The 15,770-nt window shown below is 68.0% G+C and carries 11 protein-coding genes and 3 pseudogenes; 6 read left to right on the forward strand and 8 right to left on the reverse strand.

The window, feature by feature from the left end; translation table 11 throughout:
- Positions 1–111: 111 nt before the first annotated feature.
- From RXV79_RS06380 to RXV79_RS06390, 3 genes are all read left to right on the forward strand, one after another.
- A complete protein-coding gene (locus RXV79_RS06380) occupies positions 112–507 on the forward strand; it encodes a hypothetical protein (RefSeq protein ID WP_304304819.1) in 396 nt (131 codons plus the stop codon).
- A gap of 87 nt (positions 508–594) precedes the next feature.
- Entirely contained in the window at positions 595–1,275 is a 681-nt protein-coding gene (locus tag RXV79_RS06385; RefSeq protein WP_294371609.1) for a heavy metal response regulator transcription factor, read from the forward strand.
- Between the two features lie 8 nt (positions 1,276–1,283).
- Positions 1,284–2,696, forward strand: coding sequence for a heavy metal sensor histidine kinase (locus RXV79_RS06390; protein ID WP_294371612.1), 1,413 nt, complete (start codon positions 1,284–1,286; stop codon positions 2,694–2,696).
- Here RXV79_RS06390 and RXV79_RS06395 read toward each other — a convergent pair.
- From RXV79_RS06395 to RXV79_RS06425, 7 genes are all read right to left on the reverse strand, one after another.
- On the reverse strand, positions 2,689–3,069 hold the full coding sequence (locus tag RXV79_RS06395) for a DUF4148 domain-containing protein (protein ID WP_294371613.1): 381 nt from the start codon (positions 3,067–3,069) through the stop codon (positions 2,689–2,691). The genes RXV79_RS06390 and RXV79_RS06395 overlap by 8 nt on opposite strands.
- A 125-nt stretch (positions 3,070–3,194) precedes the next feature.
- On the reverse strand, positions 3,195–5,759 hold the full coding sequence (locus RXV79_RS06400) for a heavy metal translocating P-type ATPase (protein WP_294371833.1): 2,565 nt from the start codon (positions 5,757–5,759) through the stop codon (positions 3,195–3,197).
- Positions 5,760–5,860: 101 nt separating this feature from the next.
- Positions 5,861–6,247: a hypothetical protein gene (locus RXV79_RS06405; RefSeq protein ID WP_316702593.1), complete on the reverse strand. Its 387-nt coding sequence runs from the start codon at positions 6,245–6,247 to the stop codon at positions 5,861–5,863.
- A 69-nt stretch (positions 6,248–6,316) separates the two neighbouring features.
- The gene (locus tag RXV79_RS06410; protein ID WP_316702594.1) at positions 6,317–9,562 is read right to left on the reverse strand and encodes a CusA/CzcA family heavy metal efflux RND transporter; all 3,246 of its coding nucleotides are present in this window, start codon (positions 9,560–9,562) and stop codon (positions 6,317–6,319) included.
- 16 nt (positions 9,563–9,578) lie between these two features.
- Positions 9,579–11,162, reverse strand: a complete 1,584-nt coding sequence (locus RXV79_RS06415; protein WP_316702595.1) for an efflux RND transporter periplasmic adaptor subunit — start codon at positions 11,160–11,162, stop codon at positions 9,579–9,581.
- Entirely contained in the window at positions 11,159–12,430 is a 1,272-nt protein-coding gene (locus RXV79_RS06420) for a TolC family protein (RefSeq protein WP_316702596.1), read from the reverse strand. Before RXV79_RS06420 ends, RXV79_RS06415 begins: the two co-directional genes overlap by 4 nt.
- A gap of 95 nt (positions 12,431–12,525) precedes the next feature.
- Positions 12,526–12,894 (reverse strand): hypothetical protein, encoded by a 369-nt coding sequence (locus RXV79_RS06425; protein ID WP_294371622.1) that lies wholly within the window; start codon positions 12,892–12,894, stop codon positions 12,526–12,528.
- Between the two features lie 260 nt (positions 12,895–13,154).
- On the opposite strand from RXV79_RS06425, the pseudogene RXV79_RS06430 reads away from it, so the two are divergent.
- The 3 pseudogenes from RXV79_RS06430 to RXV79_RS28155 form a co-directional block, all read left to right on the forward strand.
- Positions 13,155–13,313: pseudogene (locus RXV79_RS06430) on the forward strand (EamA-like transporter family protein); the annotation flags it as partial.
- 56 nt (positions 13,314–13,369) lie between these two features.
- A pseudogene (locus tag RXV79_RS06435) lies at positions 13,370–13,522 on the forward strand (EamA/RhaT family transporter); the annotation flags it as partial.
- Positions 13,492–14,190 (forward strand): annotated as a pseudogene (locus RXV79_RS28155) (transporter substrate-binding domain-containing protein). The pseudogenes RXV79_RS06435 and RXV79_RS28155, both read left to right, overlap by 31 nt.
- Before the next feature lie 98 nt (positions 14,191–14,288).
- On the opposite strand, the gene RXV79_RS06450 reads toward RXV79_RS28155, so the two are convergent.
- A complete protein-coding gene (locus RXV79_RS06450; RefSeq protein WP_294371623.1) occupies positions 14,289–15,770 on the reverse strand; it encodes an NAD-dependent succinate-semialdehyde dehydrogenase in 1,482 nt (493 codons plus the stop codon).

Below are 15,770 nucleotides of genomic sequence, written 5' to 3' on the forward strand. Positions count from 1 at the left end.
TATTTGTAATTTCGGCGTGCGCCTTTTCGCGAGCTGGTCTTCGTAGAGTCTGGACGTGGCATCAGAAACGTTGATGCCATTCGATTCACACTCAACCGAAAGGACCCTTTCATGCGAATTGCCCGCACCCCCTTCGCCCTGATCGCCCTTGCCATGGCTGCCGTTTCTTCCCCCGCTTTGGCCGGCAACTACGCCGAAGGCGATCCCCGACCGGCTGCGACGGCCTCGCAGCTGTCGCGCGCCGATGTGGCTCACGAAACGCGCGACTGGATGGCAACCGCGCCGGCCACCGGCTATCCGGAAGGCGAGGCTCGCGCGACCGTGACGGTGAGCCAGAAGACGCGTGCCCAGGTCCAGGCCGAAGCCGAGGCGTGGGTCGCTTCCGGCATGTCGCAGATGGCCTACGGCGAAGTGCCTTTCGACACCGCCGGGCCAGCCTACCGGCGGGCCCAGCAAGCCTTCAACAGCCTGCGCGCGAACTCCACGGCCGCGGCCAGCGGCCAGTGACGGCTGCCACTCGCGGCGACGGGGCGGCTGCCGTGATGACAGGAATGTAATCAGGGCCCATCGGCGCGCGGGCTACCATTCCTTCCCATGCACCTGCTAGTGGTCGAAGACGAGGAAAAGCTGGGCGACTATTTGCGCAAGGGCTTGGTGGAAAGCGGCTTCAACGTGGACCTGGCCCGCGATGGCAACCAAGGCTTGGCGCTGGCGCAGACCGGCAACTACGATGCCGTCGTCCTGGACATCATGCTGCCGGGATTGGACGGCTTCAAGGTCCTGCAGGAGCTGCGCAAGTCCAGCCCCGTCCCGGTGCTGATGCTCACCGCACGCGATGATGTCGAGGACCGCGTGCGGGGCCTGGAGGGCGGTGCCGACGACTACCTGTCCAAGCCCTTCGCCTTCACGGAACTGTTGGCCCGCGTGCGTGCGCTGCTGCGAAGAAGCCCCATGCAGGACGCCACGCGCTATGCCCTGGCCGATCTACAGCTGGATCTCACCACGCGCCGGGCCACACGCTCTGGCAAGCGCCTGGACCTGACGGCCAAGGAGTTCGCCCTGCTTTCGTTGCTCCTTCGCAGACAGGGCCAGATCCTGTCCCGGGCGGTGCTGGCCGACCAGGTCTGGGGCATGAACTTCGATAGCGAGACGAACGTGGTGGAAGTGGCCGTGCGGCGCCTTCGCAGCAAGATCGACGATCCGTTCGAGGACAAGCTCCTGCACACCGTCCGCGGCATGGGGTACGTCATGGAGCACCGCGGCGCCGCGCGCTGAGCCGGCACATGTCGATCCAGACCTCGCTCTCGCGCTGGTTCGCCATCCAGACGCTGGTGGGACTGAGCCTGGTGTGCGCCGGCGTCTACGCCACCACCCGATGGAGCTTCCAGCTCAAGCAGGAGGAGGAGTTCGCACGACACGCCGACATCGTGCGGCGGGTGGTGACGGAAACCATCCAGCCCCTGAACGCGAACGCCCTGCGCCATAAGCTGGACGACTATTTCCAGTCCCACACCGATGCGGCGGTGTCCCTCTGGGCGGCGGGGCAGCCGCTGTACGAATCCAGCATGCGCCCCGCAGGCGACACCTGGCAGACCCGCAAGCTGACGCTGTGGGACGCACGGATCGACGGCCAACCCGTCGAAGGGCGCATGAGCCTCGACATCGGCAGCGACAAGGTGCTCTTGGAGCGACTCGCCTGGACGCTGGTGGGCGCCGCCGTCCTGGGCACGCTGCTCGTGTCGCTGACCGGCACGCTGCTCGTGCGGCGTGGCCTGAGCCCCTTGAAAAAGCTGGCCGACGAAACCGGCGCCGCAGGCCCTGACCAACCTGGCCATCGCATCGACCCTGCGGGCTACGCGAGCGAGCTGCACCCCTGGATCGCCCAGTTCAACGGATTGCTCGGCCGTGTGGAGGCCGCCTATGCCCAGCTCGAAGCCTTCAACGCCGACGTCGCCCATGAGTTGCGTACGCCCCTGTCGAACCTGATCGCGCAGGCGGAGGTGGAACTGCGCCACGATCGCTCGGAGGCAGAACTCAAGGAGACCTTGGGATCACAACTGGAGGAAGCCCGACGGTTGACCGCCATCGTCACCGACATGCTCTTTCTGTCGAAGGCCGATCGCGGCGCGCAGGCCCGCCGGGGCGCGCCCGAGAGCCTGGCCGAGCAGGTCCGGGCCGTCGCGGAGTTTCAGGAAGCTTCCCTGGAGGATGCGCGCGTGAGCCTGACGGTGCGTGGCGAGGCCGTGCTGCCGATGGACACGGGGCTGCTCAGGCGGGCGATCTCCAACCTGGTGAGCAACGCCAAGCGCTACGCGGCCCCCGGCTCGCAGATCCTGGTGAGCATCGAGCGGCACGAAGGCGAGGTTCGCCTGACCGTGGAGAATCACGGCCCCCCCATCGCCCCCGATGCCCTGCCACGGCTATTCGAGCGGTTCTACCGCGCAGATCCGTCACGCGCCGGCTCGGCGAGCCATCACGGTCTGGGCCTGGCCATCGTGGCGGCGATCGCGCGGATGCACGGCGGCACCACCTTCGCGAGCAGCAAGGACGGCATCACGCGGGTCGGCCTGAGCTTGCGCGAGGCCCATTCCCCCGCGAGGCCGATGGCCTCGACATCTCCCCCTCCAGCCGGGACCATGAGCGCGCCGGAGAACGCGCCCCAGGCGCGCGGTCGATCGCCCGCTCGGATTATTTGACGGCCGACGTGGACGGGGCCGGGCGCTGCACGGGCCACGGTGCGCCGCGGCTGACGCTGTTCCAGGCGGGATGCTTCATGGCGGCGTCGAGGTCCGCGTTGACCTGTTCGCGGGTCAGCCCGGCCCCAGTCTTGGTGACCGGCCAGGGCGCTCCACGGCTGATGGCTGTCTGCCACGCGGGGTGCTGCATGGCGCTGGCCAGTTCGGCGTTGACCTGCTCGCGCGACTTCACGCTGACATGGTCGGGAAAGAAGACGGCGCCCGCTTCGCTGGTGTCGGGATGGAAGGCGCCGGCGGCCTTGGCGGCAGGCGCCAGGAACATCAGAGCCGCTCCCGCGGCTGCGACGAAGGAACGATGGGCAGGCATGTGCATGGAAGGTCTCCTAAAGACAGTGGCAGTGGCACCGGTCACCCCGACCAGGATGTGCAACTGACTCTAGGAAACGGACCCGACACTTGGCGCACGCCACGATGACATCTGTGTCATGCTCTTGTCATCTACGCAAGGCCTCCATCTCCGGGTGAACGGCGTCGCGCTCCTGGCATCGTGCAGTGACCGCGCTGGGACGCCGCGGGCGTGCGATACGCCAGCAGGCGAAGTGCGTTGAAGACCACCAGCAAGGTGGAGCCCTCGTGGACGGCGACCGCCACACCGATGCCCAGGCCCATGATCGTCGCGGGCACGAGCACGGCGACGATGCCAAGGCTGACAACCACGTTCTGCCGAATCACCGCGCGGGTGTGTCGGCTCAGCCCCACGGCGAAGGGCAGATGCATCAGGTCGTCGGCCATGAGGGCGACGTCCGCGGTCTCCAGCGCCACGTCCGATCCCGCGGCGCCCATGGCGATGCCGACAGTTGCGTTGGCCATGGCGGGCGCGTCGTTGACACCGTCGCCGACCATCGCGACTTTGGTCTGCTCACGCAGCTTGCGGATGGCCTGCACCTTGTCCTCGGGCATCAGGTCGCCCCAGGCCTCGTCCAGGCCCACCTCGGCGGCCACCGCCCGGGCGACGTTCTTGTGGTCACCCGAGATCATGATCATTCGGGTGATGCCCAGGCCGCGCAGTTGCTGCAGTGCCTGGCGCGCGCCTGTGCGCGGCGTATCCAGCAGCCCGATCGCCCCCAGATCGCGCTCGCCGCGGCGCACCACCATGCTGGTGCGGCCGGCCTCGCGCAGTCGATCGATGGCCGCTTGCGCTGCGCCGCTCAGGGGCGGGACGCCATCGGTGCCGAACATCTCGGCTTTCCCGATCCACACGGTTTCGCCGTCCACACGGGCCCTGACGCCGCGGCCGATGAGGTTTTCGAGATCAGCCGCCACGAGAGGCGGCTTGGCGCCCAGGCGCTCACGCCCGTCGCGGGCGATGGCGGCTGCCAAAGGATGGTCGCTCAGGGACTCGACCGCGACGGCCACGGCGAGCAGTTCCTCATCGGTCACGCCGTCGATCGGCACCACGTCCGTGATCCGGGGCCGGCCTTCCGTGAGCGTGCCCGTCTTGTCAAAGGCCATCGCGCTGAGCGAGCCCAACTCTTCCAGCGGTGCGCCACCTTTGATCAGCACGCCACCGCGAGCGGCACGCGCGATGCCCGACAGGACGGCGCTGGGCGTGGCGATGGCCAGTGCGCAGGGGCTCGCAGCCACCAGCACGGCCATGGCGCGGTAGAAGCTGTCCCGGAAGGGCTCGTCCACGACCACCCAGGCAAACAGCAGTATCACGACGAGCGCGAGGATCGCCGGCACGAAGATGCGCTCGAACTTGTCGGTGAAGCGCTGCGTCGGGGACTTGCGCGTCTCTGCCTCGCTCACCATCCTGACCACGCGCGCCAAGGCCGAATCGCCGGAGCGGCGCGTGACCTCGATCTCGATCGCACCCGCACCGTTGATCGTGCCGGCGAACGCGCGCGAAACCGCATCCACCGTGTCAGGACGAATCCGCGCGGCGGCGGCATCGGGCACTGGCCGCTTGTCCACGGGAATGCTCTCGCCGGTGACTGGCGCCTGGTTGATGCTGGAGGAGCCATTCACCAGGAAGCCATCGGCGGGCAGGCGTTCGTTCGGGCGAACCTGCACGATGTCCCCAACCACCAGTTCTTCCACCGCGATCTCCACGGTCTGGCCATCGCGCCGGACCATGGCGGTGTCGGGCGCCAGCGCCGCCAGGGCCTCGATCGCCCGCTTGGCGCGCCCCATGGCGTAGTGTTCCAGCGCATGCCCGAGGCTGAAGAGGAATAACAGAAGGGCCCCTTCCATCCAGGAGCCGAGCGCCGCTGCACCAGCCGCGGCGACGAGCATCAGCGTATCGATCTCGAAGCGCTTGAGCCGCAGGTTATCCAGCGCTTCGCGCAGCGTGTAGAACCCGCCGAAGATGTATGCCAGGATGTAGCAGGCCACCGGCAGCCAGCCGGGTGCATCGCCCAGCAGTTTCTCGACGGCAAAACCGATCCCCAGCAACGCGCCGCAGGCCAGCGCGAAGATCAGTTCCGTGTTGGGCCCCAGCCATCCCCCGTGGCCGTGCGGGTGATCGTGTTCCTGGCCATGATCTTCTCCCGTCTCGTGCCGATGCCCTGGTTCGCCATGGCCCGCGTGGTCTCCAGAGCCTGTCTTGACCATGCCAGCCACGACGGTCACTCCAAGCCTCGCCAGCGCGCTGGTCAGCGACTGCTCGGTGAGACGTTCCCGGTCGAACTCCACATGTACCACCCCCGCGGCACTCGCCGCCGCTTCGAGCACCCCAGGCAGCGTGCGCAGACTGTCGATGACGGTCTGCGCGCGCCGCTGGTGACCGATGCCTTCGACCTGCCATTGGACATGGCCGAAACGCTCGGTGATCTTCGCGCCGGCCGCTTGCGTGATCTCGCGGATCCGCGCCAGAGGCAGCACGTCCGGGTCGTAGTGGATGCACAGTTGGGCGGGCGAGGAGCCCTCGCCGGGGCGGACATGCACCTTGTCGATGCCGGCGCGCCCTTGCAGCTCGTCGATCAATCGCCCAACGCAGGCGTCCGCAGCGTCAGGAACGCCCGGCAGGACCACCGGGATGTCGAGGCTGAGCTTGTTTGTCATGATGGATTTGGTCAAGCTGGGGAGCCGATGAAGGGCGGGAGTCCATGCATGCGCGGTCCGTACCCCATGGACGCAGGGCGCTCAGGCGCGAGTAGATGACTTCACTTCAACGTGAACCGCACGGATTGCACTGGCTTGCCCTTGAGGGCGACCTGCGCCACTGCCTTGGTGCCAGGACCGGTCTCGAAGGAACCGCGCGCTTCCAAGGCGGGACCGTTGGCCTTCATCTCCACTTCCTGCTTCGCGGTGCCGGACAGCAGCGTCAGCTTGGCCGTGGCGCCGCTGACGTCCACCGGCTTGCCGTGGTCGCTGATGTGGATGGCCAAGGCGTCCTTGGCGGCCACCAGTTCATAGCTCACGTCCTTGACGACGGTCACCACGCCGCCGTGGCGCGGCTTGGCCTCGTCGGCATGGTCGCCGGCAGCGAACGCGGCGCCGCTCAGGGCCAGGGAGGAGATGGCGAGAAATCGAGCAATGTTCATGGTCATGGAGGTCCTGTCACCTGGTTCAAGCCCCTCGGCATCATGGCCGTGCGAGGGGATCACGGCGTTCAACAATCAGGCGGGCTTCACATCCGGCGGCCCCGCAGCCGCTGCGGCAGGGGGGCCATCGAAGACCTCTTCCTCCTCGTCCCTCGCATGCGCCAACCGGTAGAGCACCGGCAGCACCAGCAGTGTGAGCGCTGTGGACGACAGGATGCCGCCGATCACCACCGTGGCCAGGGGGCGCTGCACCTCGGCGCCCGTGCCCGTGGCGATGGCCATCGGCACGAAGCCCAGCGATGCCACCAGCGCCGTCATCAGCACCGGGCGCAGGCGGGTGATCGCTCCCTCGTGGATGGCCGCGTCCAGTGAGCGGCCCTCCTCGCGCAGGTTGCGGATGAAGGAGATCATCACCAGGCCGTTGAGCACGGCCACGCCCGACAGGGCGATGAAGCCCACGGCCGCGGTGATCGACAGCGGGATGCCCCGCAGCCAGAGGGCCAGAATGCCGCCCGTCAAGGCGAAGGGGATGCCGGTGAAGACGATCAACCCGTCCTTGATGTTGCCGAACATGGCGAAAAGCAGCGTGAAGACCAGCAGCAGCGCGACGGGCACCACGATCTGCAGGCGCTCGGTGGCTGACTGCAGGTTCTCGAACTGCCCGCCCCAGGTGGTCCAGTAGCCCGTCGGGATCTTCACCCGCGCCTCCAACGCGGCGGTGGCCTCCGACACAAATCCGCCCAGGTCGCGCCCACGCACGTTGGCGCTCACGACGATGCGCCGCTTGCCGTTCTCGCGGCTGACCTGGTTGGGCCCGGGCGCCAAATCCAACGTGGCGACCTCGGCCAGGGGAATGAAACTCACACGGGTGGAATTTCCGCCTGGGGCTGCGGCCGTCGCGCCTCGCGAACTGCCCGGGGTGTCCGCGGCGGTGGCCGGCAGCGGAATGGGCAGCCGGCGGATGGCGTCGATGTTGCCCCGCACATGTTCGGGCAGGCGCACCACGATCTCGAAGCGGCGGTCGCCCTCGAACAGGGTGCCGGCCTCGCGACCGCCGACGGCGGTGGCCAGGATCTCCTGCACGTCGGCGATGTTCAGGCCGTAGCGCGTCACCTTGTCGCGGTCGATCTGGACGGTGAGCATCGGCAGGCCGGTGGTCTGTTCCACCTTGACTTCTGATGCGCCCGGGATGCCGGCAAGCACCTTCTCCACGTCCGCCGCGGTCTTGTTCAGCACGTCCATGTCGTCGCCGAAGACCTTCACGGCCACGTCGCTTCGCACGCCCGAGACCAGTTCGTTGAAGCGCAGCTGGATGGGCTGCGAGAACTCGTAGCTGTTGCCGGGAATCTTTGCGGCTTCTTCCTGCACGGCTTGCACCAACTCGGCGCGGGTGCGCCGGGGCTCGGGCCAGTCCTTCTCCGGCTTGAGCATGACGTAGCCGTCGGAGATGTTCGGGGGCATGGCGTCGGAAGCGATCTCCGCGGTGCCGGTGCGCGCGAAGATGCGCTCGATCTCCGGGAACTTGTCCTTCAGCCGCGTCTCGAGCTGCTGCTGCATCTGCACCGACTGCGTGAGGCTGGTGCCGGGAATGCGCAGGGCTTGGATGGCGAAGTCGCCCTCGTTCAGGCTCGGGATGAACTCGCTGCCCAGGCGCGTGGCCAACAGCCCGCACAGCACCACCGCGATGCCGGCAAAGGTCAGAACCACCGCCTTGGCGTCCAGGGCCCGGGCAAGCAGCGGCTCGTAGCCGCGCCGTGCCCAACGCATCAGGCGGTTCTCCTTCTCGGTGACCTTGTTGCCGATGAACAGGGCCACGGCCGCCGGGATGAAGGTGACTGACAGGATCATGGCCCCGAGCAGCGCAATGACCACCGTCAGCGCCATCGGATGGAACATCTTCCCCTCCACGCCGGTGAGCGCGAAGATGGGCAGGTAGACGATCATGATGATCAGCTGGCCGAACAGCAGCGCCCGGCGCGCCTCCTTCGAGGCGGCGAACACCTCGTGGAAGCGCTCGGTGCGCGTGAGCGGCCGACCATGGTGCGCCTGGGCATGCGCCAGGCGGCGCACGCAGTTCTCCACGATCACCACCGCGCCGTCGATGATGATGCCGAAGTCCAGCGCTCCCAGGCTCATCAGGTTGGCGCTGACCTTCTGGCTCACCATCCCGGTGAAGGTGAAGAGCATCGACAGGGGGATCACCATCGCGGTGATGACCGCCGCGCGCAGATTGCCCAGGAAGGCGAACAGCACCGCGATGACCAGGATGGCGCCTTCCAGCAGGTTCTTCTTGACCGTGGCGATGGCCTTGTCCACCAGCACCGTGCGGTCGTAGACCGTCACCGCCTCGACGCCTTCGGGCAGGTTGCGGTTGATCTCCTCCATCTTCTTGGCCACCGCCTGCGAGACGGTACGGCTGTTTTCGCCGATGAGCATGAAGACGGTGCCGAGCACGACCTCGCGGCCATTGTCGGTGGCCGCGCCCGTGCGCAGCTCCTGGCCCAGCTCCACCTGCGCCACGTCGCGCACGCGCACCGGCGTGCTGCCAGCGCTGGACAGGATCACGTTCCCGATGTCCTCGACGCTGCGCACCTGGCCCGGCGCGCGGATCAGGTACTGCTCGCCGCGGCGCTCGATGTAGCCGGCGCCGACGTTGGTGTTGTTGCGCTCCAGCGCGCGCACCACGTCGGCCAGCGACAGGCCGTAGGCGGCGAGCCGCTCCGGCACGGGTGCGATCTGATACTGCTTGGCGTAGCCCCCGATGGTGTTGATCTCGGTGACGCCGGGCACGTTGCGCAACTGCGGCTTGATGACCCAGTCCTGGATCTCGCGCAGGTCGGTGGACGTGTAGGGCGTGCCGTCGGGCTTCGTCGCGCCTTCCCCGGCCTCTACGGTCCACAGGAAGATCTCACCCAGGCCGGTGGAGATCGGCCCCGCCACCGGATGGATGCCGTCGGGCAGCTGGCCGGTGGTGGTCTGCAGCCGCTCGTTGACCAACTGGCGAGCGAAATAGATGTCGGTGCCGTCGCGGAAGATCACCGTCACCTGCGACAGGCCGTAGCGCGAAAGCGAACGGGTTTCCTGCAGGCCCGGCAGCCCGGCCATCACGGTCTCGATGGGATAGGTGACACGCTGCTCGGTCTCCAACGGCGAATAGCCCGGCGCTGCGGTGTTGATCTGGACCTGGACGTTGGTGATGTCCGGCACTGCATCGATGGGCAGGCGCTGGTAGTTGTAGACGCCCAGCGCCGCCATGGCGAGCACAGCCAGGAGCACCAGCCATCGCTGCTCGATGGCAAAGCGGATGATTCTCTCGAACATGGTCGCGTCGTCCGCCTCAGTGGGTGTGCGTGGCAGAGCCCTTGCCCTGCTCCGACTTGACGACGAAGCTGCCGGCGGCGGCGTAGCTGCTGCCCGCCTTCAGCCCGCCCAGCACCTCGACACGCTTGCCGTCCGAGCGGCCCAACTGAATCGGCTGGGCCACGAAGCCGCCCGGCACCTTGAGGAACACGACCGGCCGATCGTCGAGCGTCTGGACCGCCGACGACGCCACCGTGACCGGCGCGGCCACCTCCTCGGCCACCACCTCGATGTTCACGAACAGGCCAGGGCGCCAGGCGCCCTGCGGGTTGGCCAGGGTGATGCGGGCGCGGGCCGTGCGCGTCTGCTCGCCGATGAGCGAGCCGACATAGGCCACCGTGCCGCTGGCACTGGCGTCGAAGGCGCCGGAGCGCACTACCGCCTTTTCGCCCACACGCACCCGGGGCAGCTCCCGCGCGGGGATGCTCATCTCGGCCCAGACGGTGGACAGATCGGAGATGGTAAACACCTGCGTGTCCTCGCGTACCGCCTCGCCCAGGGCGATGTGCTTCTCAACCACGACACCGTCGAAGGGTGCCCTTAGCTCGACGCGCCCGAGGGAGCTGCTGCCCGGCGAAGCGCCAAGCGTCAGCAGTTTCTGGTTGGCGTTGGCCGCGGCGATCTCAGCCTCGCGCAGCGCCTGGCGCGCCTGCAGCACATCCTGCTCCGGGGAGATCTTCTCCTCCCACAGTTTCTTCTCGCGCTCGTAGGTGGTCCGGGCCAGGTCCTTGCGCTGCAGCGCGGATTGCAGTTCGGCACGAGTCTCGGAGACGGCGCTACTGGAGATCACCGCCAGCACCTGCCCCTTCCTGACCTGCTGCCCCAGGTTGGCGCCCACGCTGTCGACCACGCCCGCCACGCGCGGGACGATGTGCGCGGTGCGGTCCTCGTTGAAGCGGATCTCGCCGGGCAGTTGCAGGCCGCCGTGGATAGTGGCTGGTGCCGCGCTGTCCAGCGTGATGCCGGCGGAGCGGATCTGCGCATCGCTCATGGCCACCTTGCCCTCGTCGCGGGTGAAGGCGAAGAGGTAGCTCTCCCGGGGTGTCTGCACCTCGACCGTGGCTTCGAAGTTGTGCGGCTCGGCCACCGGTTGCTCGCTGGTAAGCACGCCCTGTTGGGGCTGGAGCCGGAATTCCTGCTTCTCGCCGCTGGGGCGTGTCAGGGCGATCACCACTGTGGCGCCTGCCGCATCGGCAGGCTGGTTCTTCTCGAAGGTCCAGGCCTTGAAGCGCGGCTCGCCGCCTTCCTCGCTCAGCAGCAGTTCCAGAGAGAAGTCGCCATCGGCAAAGAGCTGGCCGCCGTGCGGTCCCTTGGGTGCCTGCTCTTCGGCATGGCCGGCTTCACCTCCTCCCTCACCGTGGGCATGACCGTGACCGTCGTCACCTTCCTTGGCCCCGGCGGCGTGGTCGCCGTGGCTGTCCGCTGCGGGTTTGCCGCCCGTCTGGGTGAGGATGAGCACCCCGGCGATGACGCCCAGCACGAGCAGCACGGCGATGGCGACGAGTTGCCTGGACCGCGAGGCCCCCCTGCCCTGCGGCTGCGGCGATGGATTGGGATTCATGGACGTTCCTTGGAAAGCGTGGAAGGAGGCGTGCCGGGAGCACCGAGCAGGCGCTGCAGGTCGGCCGCTGCCTGATGAGCCTGGGCCAGAGCCCGCAGGTACTGCGACCTGGACTGCAGCAGGGTGCGCTGCGCGTCCAGCGCTTCGAGGTAGCTGAACTTGCCCAGCTCGAAGCCCTTGGTGGCTGCGTCGAAGGCGCTTTGCGCACCGGGCAGCACCTCCTCGCGCAGCGTGTTGACCTCGGCCAGGGCCGTCTCGAAACGCTGACGCGCGGCCGTGGCTTCCGAGCGAACGCGCAACTCGGCGGCCTGCGCGAGGTCTTCGGCCTTGTCCAGCCGGCGCAGGGCCTCCTGCAGGTTGCCCCGGCTCGTGTCGAAGATCGGCAGTGGAATGGAGATGCCGACGACGGCCTGGTTGCGCGCCAGTTCCTGCTCGCGCTTGGCGCCGACGGTGAGCGTGACGTCCGGGATCCGTTTGGCACGCTCCAGCTCGGCCAGCGCCTGCAGGCGGCGTGCGTCCAGGCGAGCCTCCCTGACAGCGGGTGCCGAGTCCACGCGGGACGATACTTCCTCGGCGGCCGGCAGCGCCTGGATGTTCAGCGCATCACCGTCCACCCGGCCGATCTCTGGACCGGGGCCGATGGCGGCGCGCAACTGGCTCAGCGCGGTGCGCAGTTCGCCCTGCGCCTGCACCCGCTCGAGACGCACGCCAGCCTCGGCCACGCGTGCCTTGGTTTCCTCCACCGGCGACACCTTGCCCGCCGTCACCCGCTTGCTGGCTGCATCCCGGCCGCGCTGCGCGAGGTCGAGCGAGGCCTGTGCCAGGGTCAGGCGCTCCTGGGCCACCAGCGCCGCGAAGAAGGCCGACGTGACGCTGGCCTCGAGATCGGTCTTCCGCGCATCGAGCTGGCTGCGCGCGATGTCAATGGCACGCTCGGCCGCCTCGATGCGCGCGCTGCGCTTGCCGCCCAGTTCGATGGGCTGGCTCAGGGTCAGCGTCGTGGTGCGCGTCTCGCGCCGCTGATCCTCCCACTGCGCTTCGAGGGTGGGATTCGGCAGGGCGCCGGCTTGAACCCGGGCTCCTTCGGCTGCTTCCAGTTCATGGCGCGCTGCAGACAGCTCGGGGTTGGTCTGCCGCGCCTGCAGCATGGCCTCGGCGAGGGTCAGCGCCGCTGCCTGTCGGGCCGGCACCTGCGACGCTGGCATATTCGTCTGGGCTGCCGTAGGGCAGCCCGCGAGCGCCAGGATCGCCCACGCGATCGGCGCCAAGTTCCTGTACATCGGGTTCTCCAGTCAAGAGGGGACAGAAAGGCCGATGCAGCAGCTCTGGGGGAAGTGTCGAAGGATGTGGAGCGCTGCACCGTTCAGGCGGTGCGGCGCCATTTGGGGCGTTCGATGTCGCGAGGTTGATCGCTGCTGTACCGCGCCAGCGTGATCGTGGCAAAGACATGCGAAGTCGACTCGGCCACGTGATCGGTGGTCAAAGGCAATGCCTGCAGGGTCAGACCGTGGCATGCCGTGCAGTCAAGATCCTCACTCGGGCCGGACGGATCATCCAACTGGTCTTGGGCCGCCGCGGAGGCGTCGGATGCGGCACGGTCGTGCTGGTGTGTGTGATGGCCGAGGTGGCTCGCTCCCGGCGCCGCCTCGTGGCGACAGTAAGGCGCGGCTGCCGACCATGCCCATTGCCACGGCAAAGCAGCAAGGAGGAAGACGAGAAGCCAGCGGCGCATGGGCGAGTGCGATTGAGTTGATGGCGGCAAGGCGATCGCCAGGAGCGCTTGCTGCGCATGGTCGGGTCCAGATTCCAGGCAGCGGGCTGTTCACCTCAACGCCGCACGGACCATGCTAGTGGGCGAGATGGCCGCTTATCTAACGGGAAAATTACAAGTCTGTCATCTTGGATTCGACAGCCTATGGTCGTGCCTCAGCTGGCAACTGTCGTCAAGCATGACGATGACAAGCTCGTTCTCCCAGCGTCGCCCTGCAGCAAGTGCTCAATGCCAGCCTGCGCACCCAGATCGATTCCCTCTGGTGGGACGGCTTCGTGAGCTACTTCGTCGGCACGGTGGCGATGCTGGTCGTCGCGCCGGCCGGCCTGGGAGCGGGAGGCCATGGCTGGGTCGCCTGGACAGGCGGCCTGTTCGGGGCCATCTTCATTGCCATCGCGATCCTGATGGCGCCGCGCCTGGGTGCGACGATGGTGCTGGCATCGCCGCCGTGGGGCAGTTGCAGCTGCTGCAGCCTTTCATGGGGTTCGGCGGGGCCGCCGTGCTACCCCACGAAAAGGTGAGCTGGACGATGCTGGTGGCGACGCTGGTCGCCGTGATCTGTGCGCCTTCGTGCTACGCGCGGCCCTGAACATGGGGAACCCAGTGCTGGCGCACAGCCGCTCGCATCCGAGCGCCCGCCGGCGTGACCATCGATCTCGCACGCATCCTGGCCGGCCGACTGGGGCTGACACTCCAACTGCTGGAGTTCGACACGCCCGGCGCCGCGGGCGCAGCGCTGAGTTCGGGCGCCGCCGACATCGGGTTCCTGGCGGTCGATCCCGTTCGCGCCCAAAAACTGCGCTTCACCTCGCCCTATGTGCGCATCGAAGGCGCCTACCTCGTTCGCGAATCCTCGCCCTTAGTCACCAACGAAGATGTGGACCGACCCGGCATCCGCGTGGTTGTCGGCACGGCCAGCGCGTATGCCCTGTTCCTGGAACGTCATCTCTCGCAGGCGAAACTCGTCGAGGTGCCCAGGCCGAGCAGGTGGCAGACGCCTTCGCCGCCGACTCGAGCTTGAACGTGGCCGCCGGCGTCCGGCAGCAACTGCACGCCGATGCCATTCGGTTGCCTGGAATGCGGCCACTGCCGGGCGCCTTTATGACTATCGAGCAGGCGATGGTCCTGCCGCGTGACCGCAGCGAGCCTGCAGCGCGGTTCATCGAGACCTCTATCACCGAACAGCGCTGCAGCGGCATGGTCGCCGATGCGCTTGAACGCCATGGGATCGAGGGAGCCATGGTCGCAGACGCGTAGTCTTACGGTGTCATGGATTTCCGATCGAACCTTCTCGACTTCGGGCCGGTTGATCGATGCATGCAGTCGCGCACTGGCTACACGGAGCCGCGACTGCCTCAGCCATCCAGCCCGCCCAAGCACAGGTACTTGATCTCGAGGAACTCCTCGATCCCGTACTTCGAGCCCTCGCGCCCCAGCCCCGACTGCTTGACGCCGCCGAAGGGCGCCTCGGCGGTGGAGATCAGGCCGGTGTTCGCGCCGACGATGCCCGACTCCAGCTGCTCGGCCACGCGCCAGATGCGGCCCACGTCGCGGGTGTAGAAGTAGGCGGCCAGGCCGAACTCGGTGTCGTTGGCCATCGCGATGCCCTCGGCCTCGGTGTCGAAGGCGAAGACGGGCGCCAGCGGACCGAAGCTCTCCTCGCGCGCGAACAGCATGTCCTGCGTAGCACCGGCCACCACCGTCGGCTCGTAGAACAGGCCGCCCAGCGCATGGCGCCTGCCGCCGGTGAGCACCCGGCCGCCCTTGGCCACCGCGTCGGCCACGTGCTCCTCGATCTTGGCCACCGCCTTGTCGTCGATCAGCGGGCCCTGCGTCACGCCGGCCTCCAGCCCGTTGCCGACCTTCAGCGCGCGCACCTTCTCGACCAGCTTCGCGGTGAAGGCCTCCAGCACGCCGCGCTGCACGTAGATGCGGTTGGCGCACACGCAGGTCTGCCCGGTGTTGCGGTACTTGGAGATCATCGCGCCCTCGACCGCCGCATCCAGGTCCGCGTCGTCGAACACCAGGAAGGGCGCGTTGCCGCCCAGCTCCAGCGAGAGCTTCTTGACCGTGTCAGCCGACTGCTTCATCAGCGTACGGCCCACCTCGGTGGAGCCGGTGAAGGTGAGCTTGCGCACGATCGGGCTGGCCGTCATCTCGCCGCCGATGGCGCTGGCCGAGCCGGTGAGCACCGACAGCAGCCCGTCGGGCAGGCCGGCGCGCTGCGCCAGCTCGGCGAAGGCCAGGGCGGAGAAGGGCGTCTGCGTGGCCGGCTTGACCACCATCGCGCAGCCGGCGGCCAGCGCCGGGCCGGCCTTGCGCGTGAGCATGGCGGTGGGGAAGTTCCAGGGCGTGATGGCGGCGGTGACGCCGATCGGCTGCTTGAGCGCCAGGATGCGCTTGTCGGCGCCGGGCGCGGGGATGGTGTCGCCGTACACCCGGCGCGCCTCCTCCGCGAACCATTCGATGAAGGAGGCCGCGTAGGCGATCTCGCCCTTGGCCTCGGCCAGCGGCTTGCCCTGCTCGCTGGTCATGATCAGCGCCAGGTCGTCGGTGTTCGCCAGCATCAGGTCGTTGAGCCTGCGCAGGATGGCGCTGCGCTCCTTGGCCGGGCGCGCGGCCCAGGCGCGCCAGGCGCCCTCGGCCGCCTCGATGGCGCGCCGCGTCTCGGCCGCGCCGCACACCGGCACGGTGCCGATGGTCTCGCCGGTGGCGGGGTTGGTCACCGCGATCGTCTTGCCTTCGTCGGCGTCGATCCATGCGCCGGCCAGAAAGGCCTGCTGGCGGAAGAGGGAAGGGTCCTTCAGGGGGAGTGCGCTCACGAGTCCGGGTTCCAT

Source organism: Piscinibacter gummiphilus, assembly GCF_032681285.1.
GTDB lineage: Bacteria > Pseudomonadota > Gammaproteobacteria > Burkholderiales > Burkholderiaceae_C > Rhizobacter > Rhizobacter gummiphilus_A.

What these genes read in the sequence shown, in the direction of transcription:
- RXV79_RS06390 (WP_294371612.1), top strand. Translation starts at nt 1,284, where the DNA reads ATGTCGATCCAGACCTCGCTCTCGCGCTGGTTCGCCATCCAGACGCTG.
- RXV79_RS06405 (WP_316702593.1), bottom strand. Translation starts at nt 6,247, where the DNA reads ATGACCATGAACATTGCTCGATTTCTCGCCATCTCCTCCCTGGCCCTG.
- RXV79_RS06395 (WP_294371613.1), bottom strand. Translation starts at nt 3,069, where the DNA reads ATGCACATGCCTGCCCATCGTTCCTTCGTCGCAGCCGCGGGAGCGGCT.
- RXV79_RS06415 (WP_316702595.1), bottom strand. Translation starts at nt 11,162, where the DNA reads ATGAATCCCAATCCATCGCCGCAGCCGCAGGGCAGGGGGGCCTCGCGG.
- RXV79_RS06400 (WP_294371833.1), bottom strand. Translation starts at nt 5,759, where the DNA reads ATGACAAACAAGCTCAGCCTCGACATCCCGGTGGTCCTGCCGGGCGTT.
- RXV79_RS06425 (WP_294371622.1), bottom strand. Translation starts at nt 12,894, where the DNA reads ATGCGCCGCTGGCTTCTCGTCTTCCTCCTTGCTGCTTTGCCGTGGCAA.
- RXV79_RS06450 (WP_294371623.1), bottom strand. Translation starts at nt 15,770, where the DNA reads ATGGAACCCGGACTCGTGAGCGCACTCCCCCTGAAGGACCCTTCCCTC.
- RXV79_RS06385 (WP_294371609.1), top strand. Translation starts at nt 595, where the DNA reads ATGCACCTGCTAGTGGTCGAAGACGAGGAAAAGCTGGGCGACTATTTG.
- RXV79_RS06380 (WP_304304819.1), top strand. Translation starts at nt 112, where the DNA reads ATGCGAATTGCCCGCACCCCCTTCGCCCTGATCGCCCTTGCCATGGCT.
- RXV79_RS06410 (WP_316702594.1), bottom strand. Translation starts at nt 9,562, where the DNA reads ATGTTCGAGAGAATCATCCGCTTTGCCATCGAGCAGCGATGGCTGGTG.